This window comes from Pseudomonas tensinigenes, from assembly GCF_014268445.2.
GTDB classification, from domain to species: Bacteria; Pseudomonadota; Gammaproteobacteria; order Pseudomonadales; family Pseudomonadaceae; genus Aquipseudomonas; species Aquipseudomonas tensinigenes.
This window is the reverse complement of record NZ_CP077089.1, coordinates 2,230,818-2,247,948: the sequence shown is the minus strand read 5'-3', so window position 1 is coordinate 2,247,948 and position 17,131 is coordinate 2,230,818. Positions and strand designations below refer to the sequence as shown.

General features: G+C 59.5%; 18 protein-coding genes. 2 read left to right on the top strand and 16 right to left on the bottom strand.

The window, feature by feature from the left end; genetic code table 11:
• Positions 1-10: 10 nt before the first annotated feature.
• Positions 11-1,216: an acetyl-CoA C-acetyltransferase gene (locus HU718_RS09960; protein WP_186616568.1), complete on the bottom strand. Its 1,206-nt coding sequence runs from the start codon at positions 1,214-1,216 to the stop codon at positions 11-13.
• A 584-nt stretch (positions 1,217-1,800) separates the two neighbouring features.
• Between HU718_RS09960 and HU718_RS09955 the strand changes: the two genes are divergently transcribed.
• Positions 1,801-2,622, top strand: coding sequence for a c-type cytochrome (locus HU718_RS09955; RefSeq protein ID WP_186616574.1), 822 nt, complete (start codon positions 1,801-1,803; stop codon positions 2,620-2,622).
• A gap of 113 nt (positions 2,623-2,735) precedes the next feature.
• Here the strand turns inward: HU718_RS09955 and HU718_RS09950 are convergent, their stop codons facing one another.
• From HU718_RS09950 to HU718_RS09905, 10 genes are all read right to left on the bottom strand, one after another.
• Positions 2,736-3,539: a transglutaminase family protein gene (locus tag HU718_RS09950; RefSeq protein WP_102901166.1), complete on the bottom strand. Its 804-nt coding sequence runs from the start codon at positions 3,537-3,539 to the stop codon at positions 2,736-2,738.
• Positions 3,536-4,486, bottom strand: coding sequence for an alpha-E domain-containing protein (locus HU718_RS09945; protein ID WP_016982907.1), 951 nt, complete (start codon positions 4,484-4,486; stop codon positions 3,536-3,538). Before HU718_RS09945 ends, HU718_RS09950 begins: the two co-directional genes overlap by 4 nt.
• A gap of 12 nt (positions 4,487-4,498) precedes the next feature.
• On the bottom strand, positions 4,499-5,908 hold the full coding sequence (locus HU718_RS09940) for a circularly permuted type 2 ATP-grasp protein (RefSeq protein WP_016982906.1): 1,410 nt from the start codon (positions 5,906-5,908) through the stop codon (positions 4,499-4,501).
• Between the two features lie 487 nt (positions 5,909-6,395).
• A complete protein-coding gene (locus HU718_RS09935; RefSeq protein ID WP_007914059.1) occupies positions 6,396-6,743 on the bottom strand; it encodes a ribonuclease E inhibitor RraB in 348 nt (115 codons plus the stop codon).
• A 209-nt stretch (positions 6,744-6,952) separates the two neighbouring features.
• Positions 6,953-7,186: a hypothetical protein gene (locus HU718_RS09930; protein ID WP_041068889.1), complete on the bottom strand. Its 234-nt coding sequence runs from the start codon at positions 7,184-7,186 to the stop codon at positions 6,953-6,955.
• A 237-nt stretch (positions 7,187-7,423) separates the two neighbouring features.
• Complete coding sequence (speE, locus tag HU718_RS09925) at positions 7,424-8,299, bottom strand: polyamine aminopropyltransferase (protein ID WP_016982904.1); 876 nt, start codon at positions 8,297-8,299, stop codon at positions 7,424-7,426.
• A gap of 229 nt (positions 8,300-8,528) precedes the next feature.
• Positions 8,529-8,720 (bottom strand): PLDc N-terminal domain-containing protein, encoded by a 192-nt coding sequence (locus HU718_RS09920; protein WP_007914053.1) that lies wholly within the window; start codon positions 8,718-8,720, stop codon positions 8,529-8,531.
• Positions 8,721-8,791: 71 nt separating this feature from the next.
• Complete coding sequence (locus HU718_RS09915) at positions 8,792-9,322, bottom strand: hypothetical protein (protein ID WP_150730535.1); 531 nt, start codon at positions 9,320-9,322, stop codon at positions 8,792-8,794.
• A gap of 167 nt (positions 9,323-9,489) precedes the next feature.
• Entirely contained in the window at positions 9,490-10,008 is a 519-nt protein-coding gene (locus tag HU718_RS09910; RefSeq protein ID WP_095120017.1) for an ankyrin repeat domain-containing protein, read from the bottom strand.
• Positions 10,009-10,105: 97 nt separating this feature from the next.
• Entirely contained in the window at positions 10,106-11,944 is a 1,839-nt protein-coding gene (locus HU718_RS09905) for a long-chain-acyl-CoA synthetase (protein ID WP_186616567.1), read from the bottom strand.
• A 390-nt stretch (positions 11,945-12,334) separates the two neighbouring features.
• Here HU718_RS09905 and HU718_RS09900 point away from each other — a divergent pair, with 390 nt between their 5' ends.
• On the top strand, positions 12,335-12,613 hold the full coding sequence (locus HU718_RS09900) for a DUF3509 domain-containing protein (protein ID WP_008080936.1): 279 nt from the start codon (positions 12,335-12,337) through the stop codon (positions 12,611-12,613).
• 184 nt (positions 12,614-12,797) lie between these two features.
• Here the strand turns inward: HU718_RS09900 and mtnC are convergent, their stop codons facing one another.
• The 5 genes from mtnC to aroC form a co-directional block, all read right to left on the bottom strand.
• On the bottom strand, positions 12,798-13,481 hold the full coding sequence (gene mtnC, locus HU718_RS09895; RefSeq protein WP_150709058.1) for an acireductone synthase: 684 nt from the start codon (positions 13,479-13,481) through the stop codon (positions 12,798-12,800).
• Positions 13,482-13,485: 4 nt separating this feature from the next.
• On the bottom strand, positions 13,486-14,031 hold the full coding sequence (locus tag HU718_RS09890; protein WP_150731649.1) for a 1,2-dihydroxy-3-keto-5-methylthiopentene dioxygenase: 546 nt from the start codon (positions 14,029-14,031) through the stop codon (positions 13,486-13,488).
• 94 nt (positions 14,032-14,125) lie between these two features.
• On the bottom strand, positions 14,126-14,752 hold the full coding sequence (locus HU718_RS09885; protein ID WP_103303802.1) for a methylthioribulose 1-phosphate dehydratase: 627 nt from the start codon (positions 14,750-14,752) through the stop codon (positions 14,126-14,128).
• Positions 14,749-15,894: an MFS transporter gene (locus tag HU718_RS09880; protein WP_186616566.1), complete on the bottom strand. Its 1,146-nt coding sequence runs from the start codon at positions 15,892-15,894 to the stop codon at positions 14,749-14,751. Before HU718_RS09880 ends, HU718_RS09885 begins: the two co-directional genes overlap by 4 nt.
• A 31-nt stretch (positions 15,895-15,925) precedes the next feature.
• Positions 15,926-17,017 (bottom strand): chorismate synthase, encoded by a 1,092-nt coding sequence (aroC, locus tag HU718_RS09875; protein WP_077571784.1) that lies wholly within the window; start codon positions 17,015-17,017, stop codon positions 15,926-15,928.
• Between the last annotated feature and the right edge of the window lie 114 nt (positions 17,018-17,131).

The window sequence follows — 17,131 nt, the reverse complement described above, 5'->3', positions numbered from 1 at the left end:
AATTCGGGGCTCAGAGGCGTTCGATGATGGTGGCAATGCCCATACCGCCGCCGACGCACAGCGTCGCCAGGCCATAGCGCAGGCGTCGCGCTTCCAGTTCATCGAGCAGGGTGCCGAGGATCGCGCAACCGGTGGCGCCCAACGGGTGGCCCATGGCGATGGAGCCGCCGTTGACATTGACCTTGTCCGGGTCGACGGCCATGTCCTTGATGAACTTCAGCACCACCGAGGCAAACGCTTCGTTGACCTCGAACAGGTCGATGTCCTCGACGCGCAGCCCGGCCTTTGCCAGCGCTTTGCGTGTGGCTGGTGCAGGGCCGGTGAGCATGATGGTCGGATCGGTGCTGGTGACCGCCGTGGCGACGATGCGCGCCCGCGGTTGCAAGCCCAGCGCCCGACCTTTGGCTTCGGAGCCGATCAGCATCAGCGCAGCGCCGTCGACGATCCCGGAACTGTTGCCCGGTGTGTGCACGTGATTGATGCGTTCGACATGGCTGTAGACCCGCAGCGCCGTGGCGTCAAAACCCATCTGGCCGATCATTTCGAAACTCGGCTTGAGCTTGCCCAAGCCTTCCAGAGTCGACTCGGCACGAATGAACTCATCGTGATCGAGCAGGATGATGCCGTTCTGATCCTGCACCGGCACCAGCGACTTGTTGAACGAGCCGTCAGCCCGCGCCCGTGCGGCTTTCTGTTGCGAGTGCAAGGCGTAGGCATCGACGTCCTGACGACTGAAGCCTTCCAGCGTGGCGATCAGGTCAGCGCCAACACCTTGCGGGGTGAAGTGGCTGTGCAGGTTGGTTTGCGGGTCCAGCGCCCAGGCGCCGCCATCGCTGCCCATCGGCACCCGCGACATCGACTCGACGCCACCGACCACCACCAGGTCTTCGAAGCCCGAACGCACTTTCATTGCACCAAGGTTGACCGCTTCGAGTCCCGAGGCGCAGAAACGGTTGATCTGCACACCCGCGACGCTGACATCCCAATCGGCCACTTGCACGGCGGTTTTGGCGATGTCCGAGCCTTGATCGCCAATCGGCGTGACGCAGCCGAGCACCACGTCATCGACCTGGCTGGTATCCAGCGAGGTACGTTCCTGCAGCGCGGTCAGCAGACCGGCCAGCAGATTCACCGGTTTGACGCTGTGCAGAGCACCATCGGCCTTGCCTCTGCCACGGGGCGTGCGTAACGCATCGAATATCAAAGCTTGGGTCATGACGTCCTCGAACCTGTGCGTGGAGTGGTTTTCTTGCCTCCACTCTTCGCCCGGGCGCTCTCGGATTCAATGACCACAGCGCTCAATGCGCTTGACGCACCCGCTCAGACGGACGGTCATTGGCGAGCGGGTGAACCGGTTCAGGTCGGCGAGTTGTCTAGCCAGCGGGCGGCGAAGAAGCTGGCAATACGCCTCATGCCTTTTTAATCGCAGTTTCCCAGCACTCCATACGAAATGGATCTAAGCCAAGCGTGACGTGGCCCCTAATGTAGAACATGTACGTCATGGTCGTCGGGTTTTGCCGAGGCAGGCGTTCTTCAACAGGAAGTGCAACGCGTGCCGTCATGGATATGCAGGCAAGCATCAGGAAATAACAATAAAGGCGGTCAAGCCATGTTCAAACAACCGAAAGTACGTCAAGCAGGGCTCATTCTTTTCGCCACGACGCTGTTGTTGATTTTGCCGAATCTGACCAAGGTCATCGGCTGAACCAAGCGGCAGGTGCTGTTTATCGCCACAGAAAATGTGACTGGCCCGCTACCCGGGCCAGCGTGGCTGTGCCAACCTTTGCGCACTCCCACGACATGGACGGCGATCATTTGAAAGCGCTCATTGTGTTCGGGGCCATGCTGCTGAGCATGCCCTTGTCTGCCGCACAGTTGGATTTGCAACTGGGTGCAAGCAGCCGCACCTGGCAGACCGAAGAACTGCTCAAGCATCCTCAGGTACAAACCCTCACCATCAAAAACGATGTGTCCTACAAGAAGGACATGACCTATCGCGCCGTGCCCGTGGCCGCGTTGCTGACCGGGATCAAACCGCAAGATCACCTGCAAGCGGTGGCACTGGACGGGTTTGCCGCGGAACTGACCGCAGCGCCGCTGCTCAACGCAAAAGGCGCACGGGCCTGGCTGGCCATCGAAGATCCGGCTCAACCATGGCCGCCACTGTCGGAAGGCAAGCACAGCGCCGGGCCGTTTTATCTGGTCTGGACCGATCCGCAGGCGGGCAATATCAGCCCGGAGCAATGGCCATTCCAGGTCGCGAGCATCAAGCGCATGGCACCGGTGGCCGAGCGCTTCCCTGCCCTGCTGCCGGATCCTGCGTTGAAGGCGGATGACCCGGTGAATCGCGGATTTGCGCTGTTTCAGAAGAACTGTCTGGCGTGTCACCGGTTGAACGGTGCGGGCGATGCGCAATTCGGGCCGGACCTGAATATTCCGTATAACCCGACCGAGTATTTCGGCGCGGATTTCCTCAAGCGCTACATTCGTGATCCGCAGAGTTTGCGGCAGTGGCCGCAGGCGAAGATGCCAGGGTTTTCGGTAGAGGTGTTGCCGGAGGGGGATTTGCAGATGTTGGTGGGCTATTTGCGGCACATGGCCGGACGCAAGGTTAAGCCGTAACGCCATTTCCCTTGTGGGAGCGAGCCTGCTCGCGAAAGCGGCGTGTCAGACACTGCATCAGTGACTGATAAACCGCCTTCGCGAGCAGGCTCGCTCCCACAGGAGTACAGCGTTTACTGTTGCTGGACGGAGATAACCGGGGTCGGCGAGACAAATACTTTCGCATGCATCTGCTCACACCCACCGCCCCGGCGCATGCCGCGCACCGGGCAGGCATCCAGATAATCAAGACCCACCGCCAGTTTCAGGTGCCGCTCCGGCCGCGCCAGTTGATTGGTCACATCAAAGCTGTACCAGGCGTCATCCAGCCAGGCTTCTGCCCAAGCGTGGCTAGCCAGATGCTCGCAATCCTCACTGTACAAATACCCCGACACATAACGCGAAGGAATCCCGAGGCTGCGTGCGCAAGCCAGAAACGCGTGAGCGTGATCCTGACAAACTCCGGCACGCCCGGCGAAGGCTTCCGCCGCGCTGGTGTCGACTTCGGTGGAACCCGGCGTGTAGGTCATGTGCTGATTCAAACCGTGCATCAAATCAATCAGCGCGGTGCGATCCCGCCGTTGCTTACAGGACCTCTCGGCAAACGCGCGCAACGCCTCATCTGCCTCAGTCAGCCGGGTAAAACGCAGGAACGGCAGCGCCGACTGGCTCTCATGCTCGGCCTCGCGCAACTCATCGATATCAACCTGGCCGCGCGCGCCGATGATGATCGCTTCGTGCGGTTCATCCATGGTCAGCACGTGCAGGATGTTGCCGAAGGGATCGAGTTGCGCGCGCACCGGGCGCGGCAGGTCGAGTTGCCAGCTCAACACGTGCTGACGCTCGCTGTCGTGAGGTGTCAGTCGCAGGTACTGGATGCTCGCGCGCACCTGATCTTCGTAGTGATAGGTGGTCTCGTGGCTAATGGAAAGTCTCATGCAGCCTCCAGGTAGGAACTGTGAATGGCGTTGCCCAACTGGCGCACCAGCGGGATGAATTCGGTCAGCCACGCGTGCAGGCCTTCCTCGAGAATTTCGTTGATGCCGGTGTAGCGCAAGCGTGCGTCCATCTCTGCCGCCAGACGCTGCGCCGGTCGGCCGTTGGCCCCGGGCAACTGCGCGAGAATCTGATCGATCTCTTCGGTGCAGGCCCGCAGTGAGCGCGGTACATCGGCGCGCAACAGCAGCAACTCGGCGACATGCCGGGCGCCGGGCGCATCGCGGTAGATTTCGGTGTACGCCTCAAACGACGACAAGGCCCTTAGCAACGCACTCCATTGGTAATAGGCGTGGGCCGTACCGTCGCTGACCGCTTCAGCCTGATCGCCAGCCATTTCATAGCGGGCATCGAGCAATCGCAGGGTGTTGTCCGCGCGTTCGATGAACGTACCGAGGCGAATGAAACGAAACGCATCATTCCGCATGATCGTGCCGTACGACGCACCACGGAACAGGTGCGAACGCTCCTTGATCCATTCGCAGAAACGGCTCATGCCGTAGCGGCTCAGGCCCTGTTCAGCGATCCCGCGAATCTCCAGCCACGTCGAATTGATGTTCTCCCACATGTCCGCCGTGATGCGTCCGCGCACGGCGTGCGCACTGGCCCGCGCCGCGCCGAGGCAACTGTAGATACTTGCCGGGTTGGCCGCATCGAGAGCGAAAAAGTGCAGCAGGCGTTCAGCATGTAGCGCGCCGTGACGTTCCAGATAATCGTCGAGGGTGCCGGTGATCAGCAACGGCATGGCCAATTCGTGCAAACCGTCGCCGCGACCGTCCTGCGGCATCAACGACAGCGAGTAACTGATGTCGAGCATCCGGGCGAGGTTTTCCGCCCGCTCCAGGTAACGCGACATCCAATACAGATCCGAGGCAGTTCTACTTAACATGGCAAGCTTCCTTCAATCCTCGACCACCCAGGTGTCCTTGGTTCCGCCGCCCTGGGAGGAATTCACCACCAGGGAGCCTTCGCGCAGCGCGACACGGGTCAAACCGCCGGGCACCACCCGTGTTTCGCGACCGGACAAGACAAACGGACGCAAGTCGATATGGCGCGGCGCAATGCCGTTTTCGACAAAGGTCGGACAAGTCGACAGCGACAGCGTCGGTTGCGCGATATACGCGTGGGGCTTGGCCTTGATCCGCTCGCGGAACGCGTCGATTTCGGCCGTCGTCGACGCCGGCCCCACCAGCATTCCGTACCCGCCGGAGCCTTGGGTTTCCTTGACCACCAGATCTGGAAGATTGGCCAGCACATGGGAAAGTTCAGACGGATTGCGGCACTGCCAGGTCGGCACGTTCTTCAGGATCGGTTCTTCGTCGAGGTAGAACCGGATCATGTCGGTAACAAACGGGTACACCGATTTGTCGTCCGCCACGCCGGTGCCGATGGCGTTGGCCAGCACCACATTGCCGGAGCGATAGGACGACAGCAGCCCCGGCACACCGAGCATCGAGTCGGGATTGAACGCCAGCGGATCGAGGAACGCGTCGTCGAGGCGGCGGTAGATCACGTCCACCGCTTTCGGGCCGTCGGTGGTGCGCATGAAGACCTTGTCGTCACGCACGAACAGATCCGCGCCTTCGACCAGTTCCACGCCCATTTCCCGGGCGAGAAACGCGTGCTCGAAGAATGCACTGTTGAAGCGTCCGGGCGTCAGCACTACGACGCTCGGGTCGTCGATCGGACTTGAGCTTTTCAGGGTGTCGAGCAGCAGGTTCGGGTAGTGATCGATCGGCGCAATGCGCTGCGCGGCGAACAGCTCCGGGAACAGGCGCATCATCATTTTGCGGTCTTCGAGCATGTAGCTGACGCCGCTCGGGGTGCGCAGGTTGTCTTCGAGCACGTAATAGGTGCCGTCGCCATCGCGTACCAGATCGACGCCGGAGATGTGCGAATAGATATCACGGTGCAGATCCAGGCCTTGCATCGCCAACTGATATTGCTCGTTGGCCAGCACCTGTTCGGCAGGAATGATCCCGGCCTTGATGATGCGCTGCTCATGATAGAGGTCAGCGAGAAACATGTTCAGCGCCTTGACCCGCTGGATGCAGCCGCGCTCGACGATTCGCCACTCGCTGGCGGGAATGCTGCGCGGGATGGTGTCGAAAGGAATCAGGCGCTCGGTGCCCTGCTCGTCGCCATAGAGCGTGAAAGTGATCCCGGCGCGATGGAACAGCAAGTCAGCCTCGCGTCGCCGTTGGGCCAGCAGTTCGTCAGGCGTGTCGGCCAGCCAGCGGGCGAACTCCCGGTAATGCGGGCGAACCTGGCCGCCGGCATCGTACATCTCATCAAAATAGGTGCGGATCATGCCGTACTCCTTGTCACCCGGACTTACAGGCCTTCGCAAGGCCCGTGCCATCGGCATAAACGCTTTGATTTCAATCGGTTGGAAATACACGCCGCAAGCACCGCACCATTCCTGTGCGGCAATTGCCCCAGCCGGATTGCCCCCGCTTCATTGCGACGCACTGCATCGCCTATCACCAGCATAGTCAGAGTTGATTTCACTGCCCGGCACTGCCTGCGGATAATCCGCGCATTCGCTGCAAAACTTCCCCGCGCACAGCGCCGCGAAGTCGCCAGCTCAACTGCCCTGGACTGCGCTCGCAGCCCGCCCCGCTGTAACCCTGACCGGTTTCCTCTCCTTATCGGTCTTCCCTTTTAGCCACCCTCTCCGGTGGCTTTTTTTTGCCTCGGTTTCTTGTTTCAGGGTTTTGCCACAGCGTTTTGCTTACGTCGGAAATGACAACGGCCAACCCGAAGGTCAGCCGTTGTTCAACAAATGAAAACAGAGATCAATTCAAACGATGGCGGTTGCGCACCTCCTGTTTCACACCCCAGCCTTCGATAATGCCGCCCAGAGGTTCAACCACGGCAGAGAATCCCTGCTCGAAGTCGCCGATATCGTCGTATGTCGCGTACATCACTTTGCTTAATTCCAGCGCCCACGCACCGTCATCACGCACGCTGACCTGGGCATTGATGGATTCACCGCGAAATTTGCCTGCCGCCCTGCGCGCCCGCTCCTCGTCCGGGAAAATCGCGTAGAACTCGATGGGATGGAATCGGGAAAAATCGAAACCGCCTTCTTTCATGCGGCGCAGAACATTGCTGCTGATGTCTTCTTGATAGGCTGTGCTCATGAATCGTCCCCCTCGCATAGATGGATAGACTTTCCGTATTCCCGCCCCGGGCCTTAGGCCAAAGTACGACGGCAACGTGGTTGCACGCGGGAACAAGCATGTAGCTGACAAGACCAGACCTTAGCGATCCGTTCGCTGATCTCGCTTGCAGAGTAGCCCCAAGTTAGAGCCGCTGCCAAGGCCTGGTTGCTTCGGATGAAGGAAGATTTTCAGATTGGAGTGATGCTGCGGATCTTGATGCTGTTTTGGGTTTCGAGGCTTTTGACGCCAGCATCGGGGGTTCGCCCTTCCAGATCGTTGAGATCCAGTTTGGCGGCGACGGGCAGGAGCCGTTCCTTGATCAAGCGAGCGGCCTCATCGTCGCTGGGGCATTCCGCGCGCTCGAACACCTCATCGACAATTTCACCATGATCGTCCACGAAAGTGACTTTCCACTTTTGCATCGGTGCCTCCTCGATCAAACCCGCAAATGGGCTTACCACTATCTCGACTGTGAACGCCGAAAGTTGGTTCAAAAGGATTACAGCGCACGAACATGAATAAGACGACATCTACATTACGGGGAAGCAAATGTGGGAGCGAGCTTGCTCGCGAAAGCGGTTTTTCATTCAACAAATATGTTGCCTGACAGTCCGATTTCGCGAGCAAGCTCGCTCCCACAGGGGAGTTTCAGTGTTCTTTTAATCGTTGCTTGGCTTGTTGATCGCCTGCAGCACGTACTGCGGCAAGGCGAAGGCGCCGATGTGGATTTCCGGGTTGTAGTAGCGAGTGACGATGCCGCTGCCAATGAAGCGCTGTTGCAGGGTTTCACGGCTGAGCTTGCGGTAGGCCGGGTTGGTCGAGCCCCAGGCGAAGGTCATCGAACCGCCGATGTAGGTCGGTACGGCCGCTTGATAGAAGTGCCAGTCCGGGAACAGGCTATTCAGGCGACCGGCGGTGGTTTTCACTTCGTCGATCTGCATGAACGGCGTACCGTTCTGGGTCACCAGAATGCCGCCTTCGTTCAGGCAGCGATGGCAAGCCTGATAGAAGTTCTCCGAGAACAGCACTTCGCCCGGGCCGATCGGGTCGGTGGAGTCGGAGATGATCACGTCGAATTTTTCCGTGGTGGTGGCGACGAAACGCATGCCGTCGTCGATCACCAGGTTCAGACGCGGATCGTCGTAGGCGCCGCTGGAGTGGTTCGGCAGGAACTCTTTGCACATGTCGACCACGGTGCCGTCGATCTCGACCATGGTGATGTGTTCAACGCCGGCGTGCTTGGTCACTTCGCGCAGCATGCCACCGTCACCGCCGCCGATGATCAGTACGCGCTTGGCGCTGCCATGGGCGAGGATCGGCACATGAGTGAGCATTTCGTGGTAGATGAATTCGTCGGCTTCGGTGGTCTGGATCACGCCGTCCAGCGCCATGACACGGCCCATGCGCGGGTTCTGGAAGATCACCAGGTGCTGGTGTTCGGTGCGCACTTCGTGCAGCAGTTTTTCCATGCGAAAACGCTGGCCGTAGCCTTCGTAGAGGGTTTCCAGGTACTCGCTGGTTTTGGTGACGGTCATGGTCAAGTGCTCCGATGAATGCGCGGGCGCCAATCGTGGGGACGATTGCCCGGGAAAGGCGCGCATTCTACGTTGCCGAAGATGACAGGTCGAACCTCACTTCATCGGCAGACCACAATCCCTGTAGGAGCGAGCCTGCTCGCGAAGGCGGCGTACCAGTCAACATTGTCGGTGACTGATCTAGCGCTTTCGCGAGCAGGCTCGCTCCCACAGGGGTAATGCGGTGTTATCAGATCCGCACGTTACCCCGCGGTCCGGCAATCGCCCAGATGATCAGGCCCAGCACCGGCAGGAGGATGATCAGCAGCACCCAGACGATTTTCATCCCGGTGGTTGCGCCGCTTTTCAACACGTTGATGATGGCCCAGATGTCGAGGGCAAGGATGATCAGGCCGATCAGACCGTTGAACGTGGAACCCATGGTGTCGCTCCAGAATAGTGGCATGCACTTTTAGGATAGACGGTCGCGCGCAGGGTTCCCTTTTATTGCGTTCAGACGTGAACAGCGATCTTCAGGGCTTCAAGCGATGGCGCGGCGGCGATGCCGACTTCGGCGCACAACTCCAGTACCCGTGGCACGTCGTTGCCGTAGACCAAAACCATCTGCAGCTCGTCGTCGAGCAACTGACTGAAGTTCATCAGCGTGTAACCGCCGTTTTCCTTGTTCATGCTGCTCATTTGCACCTGGATTCGATTGAGCGCAGTCAGTGCTTCGGTCTTGGCCAGTTGCTTGGGCTTGAGGTTGAAATCAACGCCCGGGCCAAAAGAGGCAACGATCTGCGCGAACAGGTCAACGTAGGTGTCAGCCTGGAACAGCACGGTTTCCGGCAGACTGCCGACCACCACCCACTCGCCCAGCGGAATCGGAAAGGTGTCGTCGTAGTTGATGTCCGGATTGGCTGTCAGAAAGGCATCGGCATCGGCGTAGGCCTGTGCCGCTTCGTCGGCGACTTTCACGATCTCGTCCTCGCCCATGCAGCCGGAGCTGATTTTGCTGATGAGTTCGACGAGTGCGGCTTTCATGAGGGCGGATCCTGTGGCGAAGGTGAGTTTCGAGGGCGCGGAGGATAGCGCACAAAGCAAAAGATCGCAGCCTGCAGCAGCTCCTGCAAGTTCAGCGTTCGACCGCGAAACGGGCCACAAACGCAATCAGTGTAGGAGCTGCCGCAGGCTGCGATCTTCTGATCTTATCAACCCAACAATTTTTCCAGCTGCGCAGTGGTATCAACCGCGCCCATCGTCCGTGCAGCGTCGAGCGCGGTCACGCCATTAGCGTCCTTGGCCTGCGCGTTGGCGCCTTTGCTGATCAGGTATTCAACGATTGCAACGCGGTTGAACATCGCCGCCATCATCAGCGCCGTACGCCCATCAAACGACGAGCCTTCGATCTCGGCACCCGCCTCGACCAGTGCCTTGACCACTGCCAAATCACCTTTGAACGCCGCACCGGCAATCGGACTCTGGCCGTTGCCATTGCGCATTTCCGGGTCAGCCTTGTGTTTAAGCAGTACGTTCACCGCATCGACATGGCCGTAGTAGCTCGCCAGCATCAGCAGCGTGTCACCCTTGCTGTTTTTCAGGTTGACCGGCAAACCGGCGCTGACCAGGCGATCGAGCATCTCGGCATCACCGTCGCGCGCCTTGTTGAAAACCTGCTCGGTGAATTCGGCAGCTTCTTCAGGGGTCATCTGGCGGCTTTGGTCGGACATGGGGCAACTCCACTTTCGGTCAATCGGAAAGCCGACAGTTTCCCGAGCGCGACGGTGGCTGTCACCCCCTTTTTCTCAAGCCGTCTCATAGCCAGATTCAATAACGATGTTTGCCCTGATGAATTTCGGCCAATACGTCGTCAGTGACCCGAACATAAGTCTGGGTGCCGGGCAGCCATGCGTAGATCGGGTCATCACCCGTCTGGCCGGGGTCGAAGCCTTCATTTTTCAGGCGGGTTTTCTGATATTTGAAAGTGCCGGTAGTTTCCATCTTGACCTTCACTCGCAGGAACAACGGCACCGCGTAGGCCGGCATACGTTCGCGGGCGAAGGTCAGCAACTCGGCGAAATCCAGCGTCGCAAGGGATTCCGCAGGCGTTATCGCCGCCATCCCGCCACGGCCGTTGGTATTGCGGATTTCCACGCCATAAGCCACTGCTTCGGAGATGTGCGGGTGTTGCAGCAACAGGTTTTCGACTTCAGTGGTCGAGACGTTTTCGCCCTTCCAGCGATACGTATCACCGAGCCGATCAACAAATTGTGCGTGGCCAAAACCGATATTGCGCAGTAGGTCGCCGGTGTTGAAAAAGCGATCGCCTTTGCTAAACACGTCGTGCAGCACGACCTTGGCGGTTTTCTGCGGATCGGTGTAGCCGTCCAGCGGCGCCTTCTCGTCGATCCGCGCCAGCAGTAAGCCCTGCTCACCTTTGCCAACCTTGCTCATGAAACCGTCGGCGCTGCGCAGCGGTTCGCCGCTGTCATGGTCGTAGGCCACCAACTCCCACGCCATCAGCGAGAAGCCAATGGTGTTGTCGAAGTTGAGGATGTTGGTGAAACCGATATTGCCGTCGCTCGCCGCATACAGCTCGCAGATGTGCCCGACGGCGAAGCGTGTCTTGAATTCGGCCCATGCGCCGGGACGCAAGCCGTTGCCGATCATCTTGCGCACATCGTGGCGGCTGTCATCGGCGCTGGCCGGTTGATCGACCAGATAACGACACAACTCGCCGACGTAACCGATAGTGGTCGCGCGATAACGACGCACGTCGTTCCAGAACTGGCTGGCGCTGAACTTGCGACGAATCGCGAAGCCCGAGGCGCCGTTGACTGCCGAGCCCCAGCACACGCAAAGACCGGTGGCGTGATACAGCGGCAAGGTGCAGTAGACGACATCGTCGGGGCCCATGTTGAGGGCGATCATGCCGAAACTGGCGGAGCTGCGCATCCAGCGGCCATGTTTGAACACGCCGGCCTTGGGCAGGCCGGTGGTGCCGGAGGTGTAAATGTAGAAACACGGATCGTCGAAAAACACCTGCTGACTGCTCGGCGGATTTTCGCTGGAGGCATCGGCACTGGCGCTGATCAGATTGACGTAGCCTTCGGGCGCAATGCCCGGATGGCTGTAGGTGTCCTGATCGGCGACAAACCAGGTGCGCGGCGCGGTGATCGCCACTTGCTCGCGAATCGCCGCATAAGCCGGAAGCAGTTCTTCGCCGACGACAATCGCTACCGGCGCCACCAGATTCACGCTGTGGATCAGCGTGTCGCGAGTCTGCGAGGTATTGAGCAGCGCGCTGACCGCGCCGACCTTGGCCAGCGCCAGAATGGTCACCAGCAATTCCGGGCGGTTTTCGATGAACACCGCGACCACGTCGCCCTTGCCGATGCCCTGCCCGTTCAGATAATGAGCTATGCGGTTGGCCCACTGGTTGACCTGCGCATAAGTCAGCCGCACATCGCCCTGCAACAACGCCGGCCCCTCGGGATTGCGCAGCGTCGCTTGTTCGAATGTCCAGCCAAGGCCACAGCTTTGGGTCGGATCCGTGACGTTGGCCACCTTCATGCCCTTGACCACTCGCGGAATGGCTTTGGCAATCATCGGCAGTTTGCGGAGCATCATGCCCCAGGTAATCGTGTCGCTTGGCGCGTGACTCATGGAAGCTCCCCGTTCGACCTTGGCGTGCAGGTCGATGTTTTTATTTTTCGGGCTTTGGCTTGAAGCAACCGACGCGTTCGAGCGCGGGTCGAGATCGAAAATACGTCAGCGCTTCTCGGGCTGTACACGCGGTTTTTGCAATGTTTTGTATCCGCTGATCGGCCGAGGGCGGCGGTGATCATCGGGTAAGCGATTGGTTCCTTTGTTTCGACAACGATCCCGCAAAATGCAGGATGCACGATGGCCACTCATGCAGTTTGCACGACAACCTGAATTTTCATATTCTTTAACTTATTGATTTATAAGGATTTTATTAATTTCAAATGCTGGCACAATCGCTGCAACCTCCTCTGCATGCTTGCCATTCAAGTGCATACGGAGCTGATAGACATGAGCCTGATCCAAGAAAAATTTACCTCCCTGTTCTCCAACTTCGACGTCACCACTGCGCCACGTCCTGATGGCGGAATTCTGCTGACTCTGCGCAGCAGCGACGGCAAAGTGTTCAAACGCGCACTGACCTATCAGCAACTGCATGCCGGCGACCAGCTGTCGTGGGCGATCAGTGCAATTCGCCGCGACCTGGCTGAACAAGCCAGTGAACTGCCGCAAATTGCCATGCTGCAGAGCCAGCAGCGTTTTGCCCTGCCGACCTATCACTCGCTGTAATTTTTAAAGCGCTTTAAACAAAACAGGCCGTGGAGCTTTCGCTTCACGGCCTGTTTTTTTTGTGGCTGACGCCAATCCCCTGTGGGAGCGAGCTTGCTCGCGAATGGGGTGTGTCAGCCACTGAAAATGCTGGCTGAACGGACGCTTTCGCGAGCAGGCTCGCTCCCACACTAGATCGGTGAGGTCAGAAGGCTTCGGGTTCTATTGCGGTGAACGTGTCGACGGTGAGATGGCTCCCCAGCTCGCCGCCTTCACGGGCGAGGCCGCAGGTTTGCAGGCCGGCTGCTTGCGCGGCGTCGAGCTCTTCGACGATATCCGAGAGGAACAGGATTTCTTCGGGTTCGACGCCAATGGCTTTCTGGATATTGGTGTACGACTGCGCCTCACGCTTAGGCCCGGACGTCGTGTCGAAATAACCACTGAACAGCGGTGTCAGATCCCCCGCCTCCGAGCAGCCGAAAATCAGTTTCTGCGCCTGAATCGAGCCCGACGAGTACACAAACAGTTGATAACCGGCAGCATGCCAGCGCTGCAGCGCTTCAACGGCATCCGGGTAAACATGCCCCTTCAACTGCCCGGCGTGATAACCCTGAGCCCAGACCATGCCTTGCAAGGCTTTGAGCGGCGTGGCTTTGCGATCTTCTTCGATCCAGCTCAAGAGGATTTCAACAACCCGTTCAACATCGGCTTGCGGTGCATTGCTGTCACGGCGCACCGCGTCGAGTTGCTCGGCAACATCGGCGCGTTCAGCGTTCTGGCGCACGAAGTCCGGCAAATGTTTGGCCGCGTATGGAAACAGCACGTCAAACACGAAACTCACTGCGCTGGTGGTGCCTTCAATGTCCGTAACAATGGCTTTGATCGACATCGAATCAGTCCTCCAGACGCGGGAAGCGGCCGGCGATGTCTTCGCCGGTGAAATTGGCAACCCAGCCTTCAGGGTTGTTGAACAGGCGAATCGCGACAAAGTGCGGATGCTCGCCCATGTCGAACCAGTGCTTGGTGCCGGCCGGTACCGAGATCAGATCGTTCTTCTCGCACAGTACGGCGTAGACGTAATCGTCGATGTGCAAGGTAAACAGGCCACGGCCGGCGACGAAAAATCTGACTTCGTCTTCGCCATGGCGATGTTCTTCGAGAAACTTGGCGCGCAATTCGGCTTTTTGCGGGTGATCGCTGTTGAGGCTGATCACGTCGACGGTGATGTAACCGCGTTCGGTCATCAGTTGGTCGATCTGCTCTTTATAGGCGCTGATCACTTCTTCCTGGGTAGCGCCGGGCTGAATCCTTGCGGCGGCTTGCCAACGGTCGAAGCGCACGCCCTGCTCGGCCAGGGTCGAGGCGATGTCTTCGAAGTGGGTCAGCACCTTGTTGGGAATATCGGGGCTGGAAACGTGATAGACGGACAGGCTGCTCATTGGGGCAATTCCTCGGTATCGGCCTTGCCGTCCGGTTCTTGCAGACCGGTCGGGCACAGCATTTCATCAGGCAAATGGGCTACTTCCGGTGAAGTCAGCCTTGGCGGTTCATGACGCTGCGAGTTTTCAACTCGCATTCAAACAGAAATTCAAAGGCCTCGATCTGCCGCAGCGCGTCGTTCATCTGCGCGCCCCAGGTGTAGAGGCCGTGGCCGCGAATCAGATAACCGACGCAATCGGGATGGGCGTCGAGCCAAGGCTGCACCTTGGCAGCGAGGCGCGCAATGTCCTGATCGTTATCGAAAATCGGCACGCGCACCCGGGATTCGTGGGTCGAGATGCCACTGAAGGCTTTTTGCAGTTCGTAATCTTCGAACTCGATGAAGTCTTCGGGGGTGAGACGCGACAGCACCGTGGCGTTTACCGAATGGGTGTGCAGCACTGCGCCGATCTCCGGGCGCCAGCTATATAGCTGGGTGTGCAGCAGGGTTTCGGCGGAGGGCTTTTTGCCCGGTTCCAGGCTGTTGCCGGAAAGGTCGGTGGCGAGCACATCATCCAAACCCAACTGGCCCTTGTGCTTACCCGAAACGGTCAGCAGCGCTTCGCTGGCCGACAGGCGCGTCGAATAATTGCTGCTGGTGGCCGGCGACCAGCCGCGACCATAAAGAAAGCGCCCGGCGTCGACGATTTGCTGGGCGAGTTGTTCACGCGTAAGGCTCATGGCCTGTCCTCTTGCATACGTGTGGCAATGATAACGGCAGCAGCGAGCGCCGCGAGACTGGCAATACTAAAGGTCAATGTCGCGCCGAGGGCATTCCAGCTGTAACCGGAATACAACGCGCCGAGCGCACCGCCGGTGCCGGCCAGTGCGGCGTACAACGCCTGGCCCTGCCCTTGCTGACGGGCGCCGAAGCTACGTTGCACGAAGGCGATGGCAGCGGCGTGAAAACTGCCGAAGGTCGCCGCGTGCAGAACCTGAGCGAACAACAGCACCCACAGAAACTCGGCGAACGAACCTAGCAGCAACCAGCGCAGCGCCGCCAGCAGAAAACTTGCCATCAATACGCGGCGCAAGGAAAACCGCGCAAGAATCCGGCTCATCGCCATGAACATCAGCACTTCGGCGACCACACCCACGGCCCAGAGCATGCCGATGGTGCCGCGTGTGTAACCGAGTCGTTCCAGGTGCAAGGTCAGAAAGGTGTAATACGGGCCGTGGCTCATCTGCATCAGCGCCACGCAGCCGTAAAAAGCCAGCACGCCGGGATTGCGCAGTTGCTTGAGAAAGCCCTCGCCGCTCGGCCGATTGCCTTGCGGCGGTTGCGCATTCGGCACCCACAAACTGCTGAGGACTATGCCGGCCATGATCAGCACCAGTGCCGCCGGGTAGATGTCGAGGCTGAGCCATTCGAACAGGCGCCCCAACGCCACCACGGTAATGATGAAACCGATCGAGCCCCACAAACGAATCTGGCTGTAACGCGAGGTCTGCCCCTGCAAATGCGCCAGGGTGATGACTTCGAACTGCGGCAGCACGGCGTGCCAGAAGAACGCGTGCAACGCCATGACCATCGCCAGCCAGGCGTAGGTCTTGCTGACGAAAATCAACGAGAAAGTCAGCAGCGTGCACAGCGCGCCAAAGCGCACGATGGCCAGGCGTCTGCCGGTGTAATCGCCGAGCCAGCCCCAGATGTTCGGCGCCACGCAGCGCATCAGCATCGGAATGGCGACCAGCTCACCAATCCGCGCCGGACTGAAGCCGAGGTGATCGAAGTACAGCGCCAGAAACGGCGCTGTCGAACCGAGCAAGGCGAAATAGAACAGATAGAAACTGGACAGCCGCCAGTAAGGGAGCGCCGTCACGGTTATGCCGCGACGGCTTTAGAGCCTGCCATCAAAGCTGACCCAGCACCGGCGTGCTCACGCGCACATCGGCGTTCTGGCCACGGTGACGCAGCAGGTGATCCATCAGCACAATGGCCATCATCGCTTCGGCAATCGGCGTGGCGCGGATGCCCACGCACGGGTCGTGACGGCCCTTGGTGATGACATCGACCGGGTTGCCGTGGATGTCGATCGAACGGCCCGGGGTGGTGATGCTCGACGTCGGCTTCAGCGCCAAATGGGCAACGATCGGCTGACCGGAGGAAATACCGCCAAGGATGCCGCCCGCGTTGTTGCTGAGGAAACCTTCCGGAGTCATTTCATCGCGATGTTCGGTGCCGCGCTGGGCAACCGAAGCGAAACCGGCGCCGATTTCCACGCCTTTGACGGCATTGATGCTCATCAGCGCATGCGCCAGTTCAGCGTCGAGACGATCGAAAATCGGCTCGCCCAGACCGGGCATTACGCCTTCGGCAACCACGGTGATTTTTGCGCCGACCGAGTCTTGGTCGCGGCGCAATTGGTCCATGTAGGCTTCCAGCTCAGGGACTTTGTCTGGATCGGGGCTGAAGAAGGCGTTCTCTTCTACCGAATCCCAGGTCTTGAACGGGATTTCGATCGGGCCGAGCTGGCTCATGTAGCCACGAATGACGATGCCCTGGCTGGCCAGATATTTCTTGGCAATCGCACCGGCCGCCACGCGCATTGCGGTCTCGCGGGCCGAGCTGCGGCCACCGCCACGGTAGTCGCGCTCACCGTATTTGTGGTGGTAGGTGTAGTCGGCGTGGGCCGGGCGGAACAGATCCTTGATCGCCGAGTAGTCCTTGGACTTCTGGTCGGTGTTGCGGATCAGCAGGCCGATCGAGCAACCGGTGGTGCGCCCTTCGAACACGCCGGAGAGGATTTCGACTTCGTCGGCTTCCTGACGCTGGGTGGTGTGGCGGCTGGTGCCGGGCTTGCGGCGATCGAGGTCGCGCTGCAGGTCTTCGAGGGAGATCTCCAGGCCCGGCGGGCAGCCGTCGACAATGGCGACCAACGCCGGACCATGGCTTTCGCCAGCGGTGGTGACAGTGAACAACTTGCCGTAGGTATTGCCGGACATGCAGGACGCTCCGTGAAATCAAACCCAAATTCGTGATGCGCGCCAGTATACGCAGGCTAACCGAGTAGTTCATCCTCGAACCTTAGTGGTGCTGGCGAGTCCAACCGGCACCTT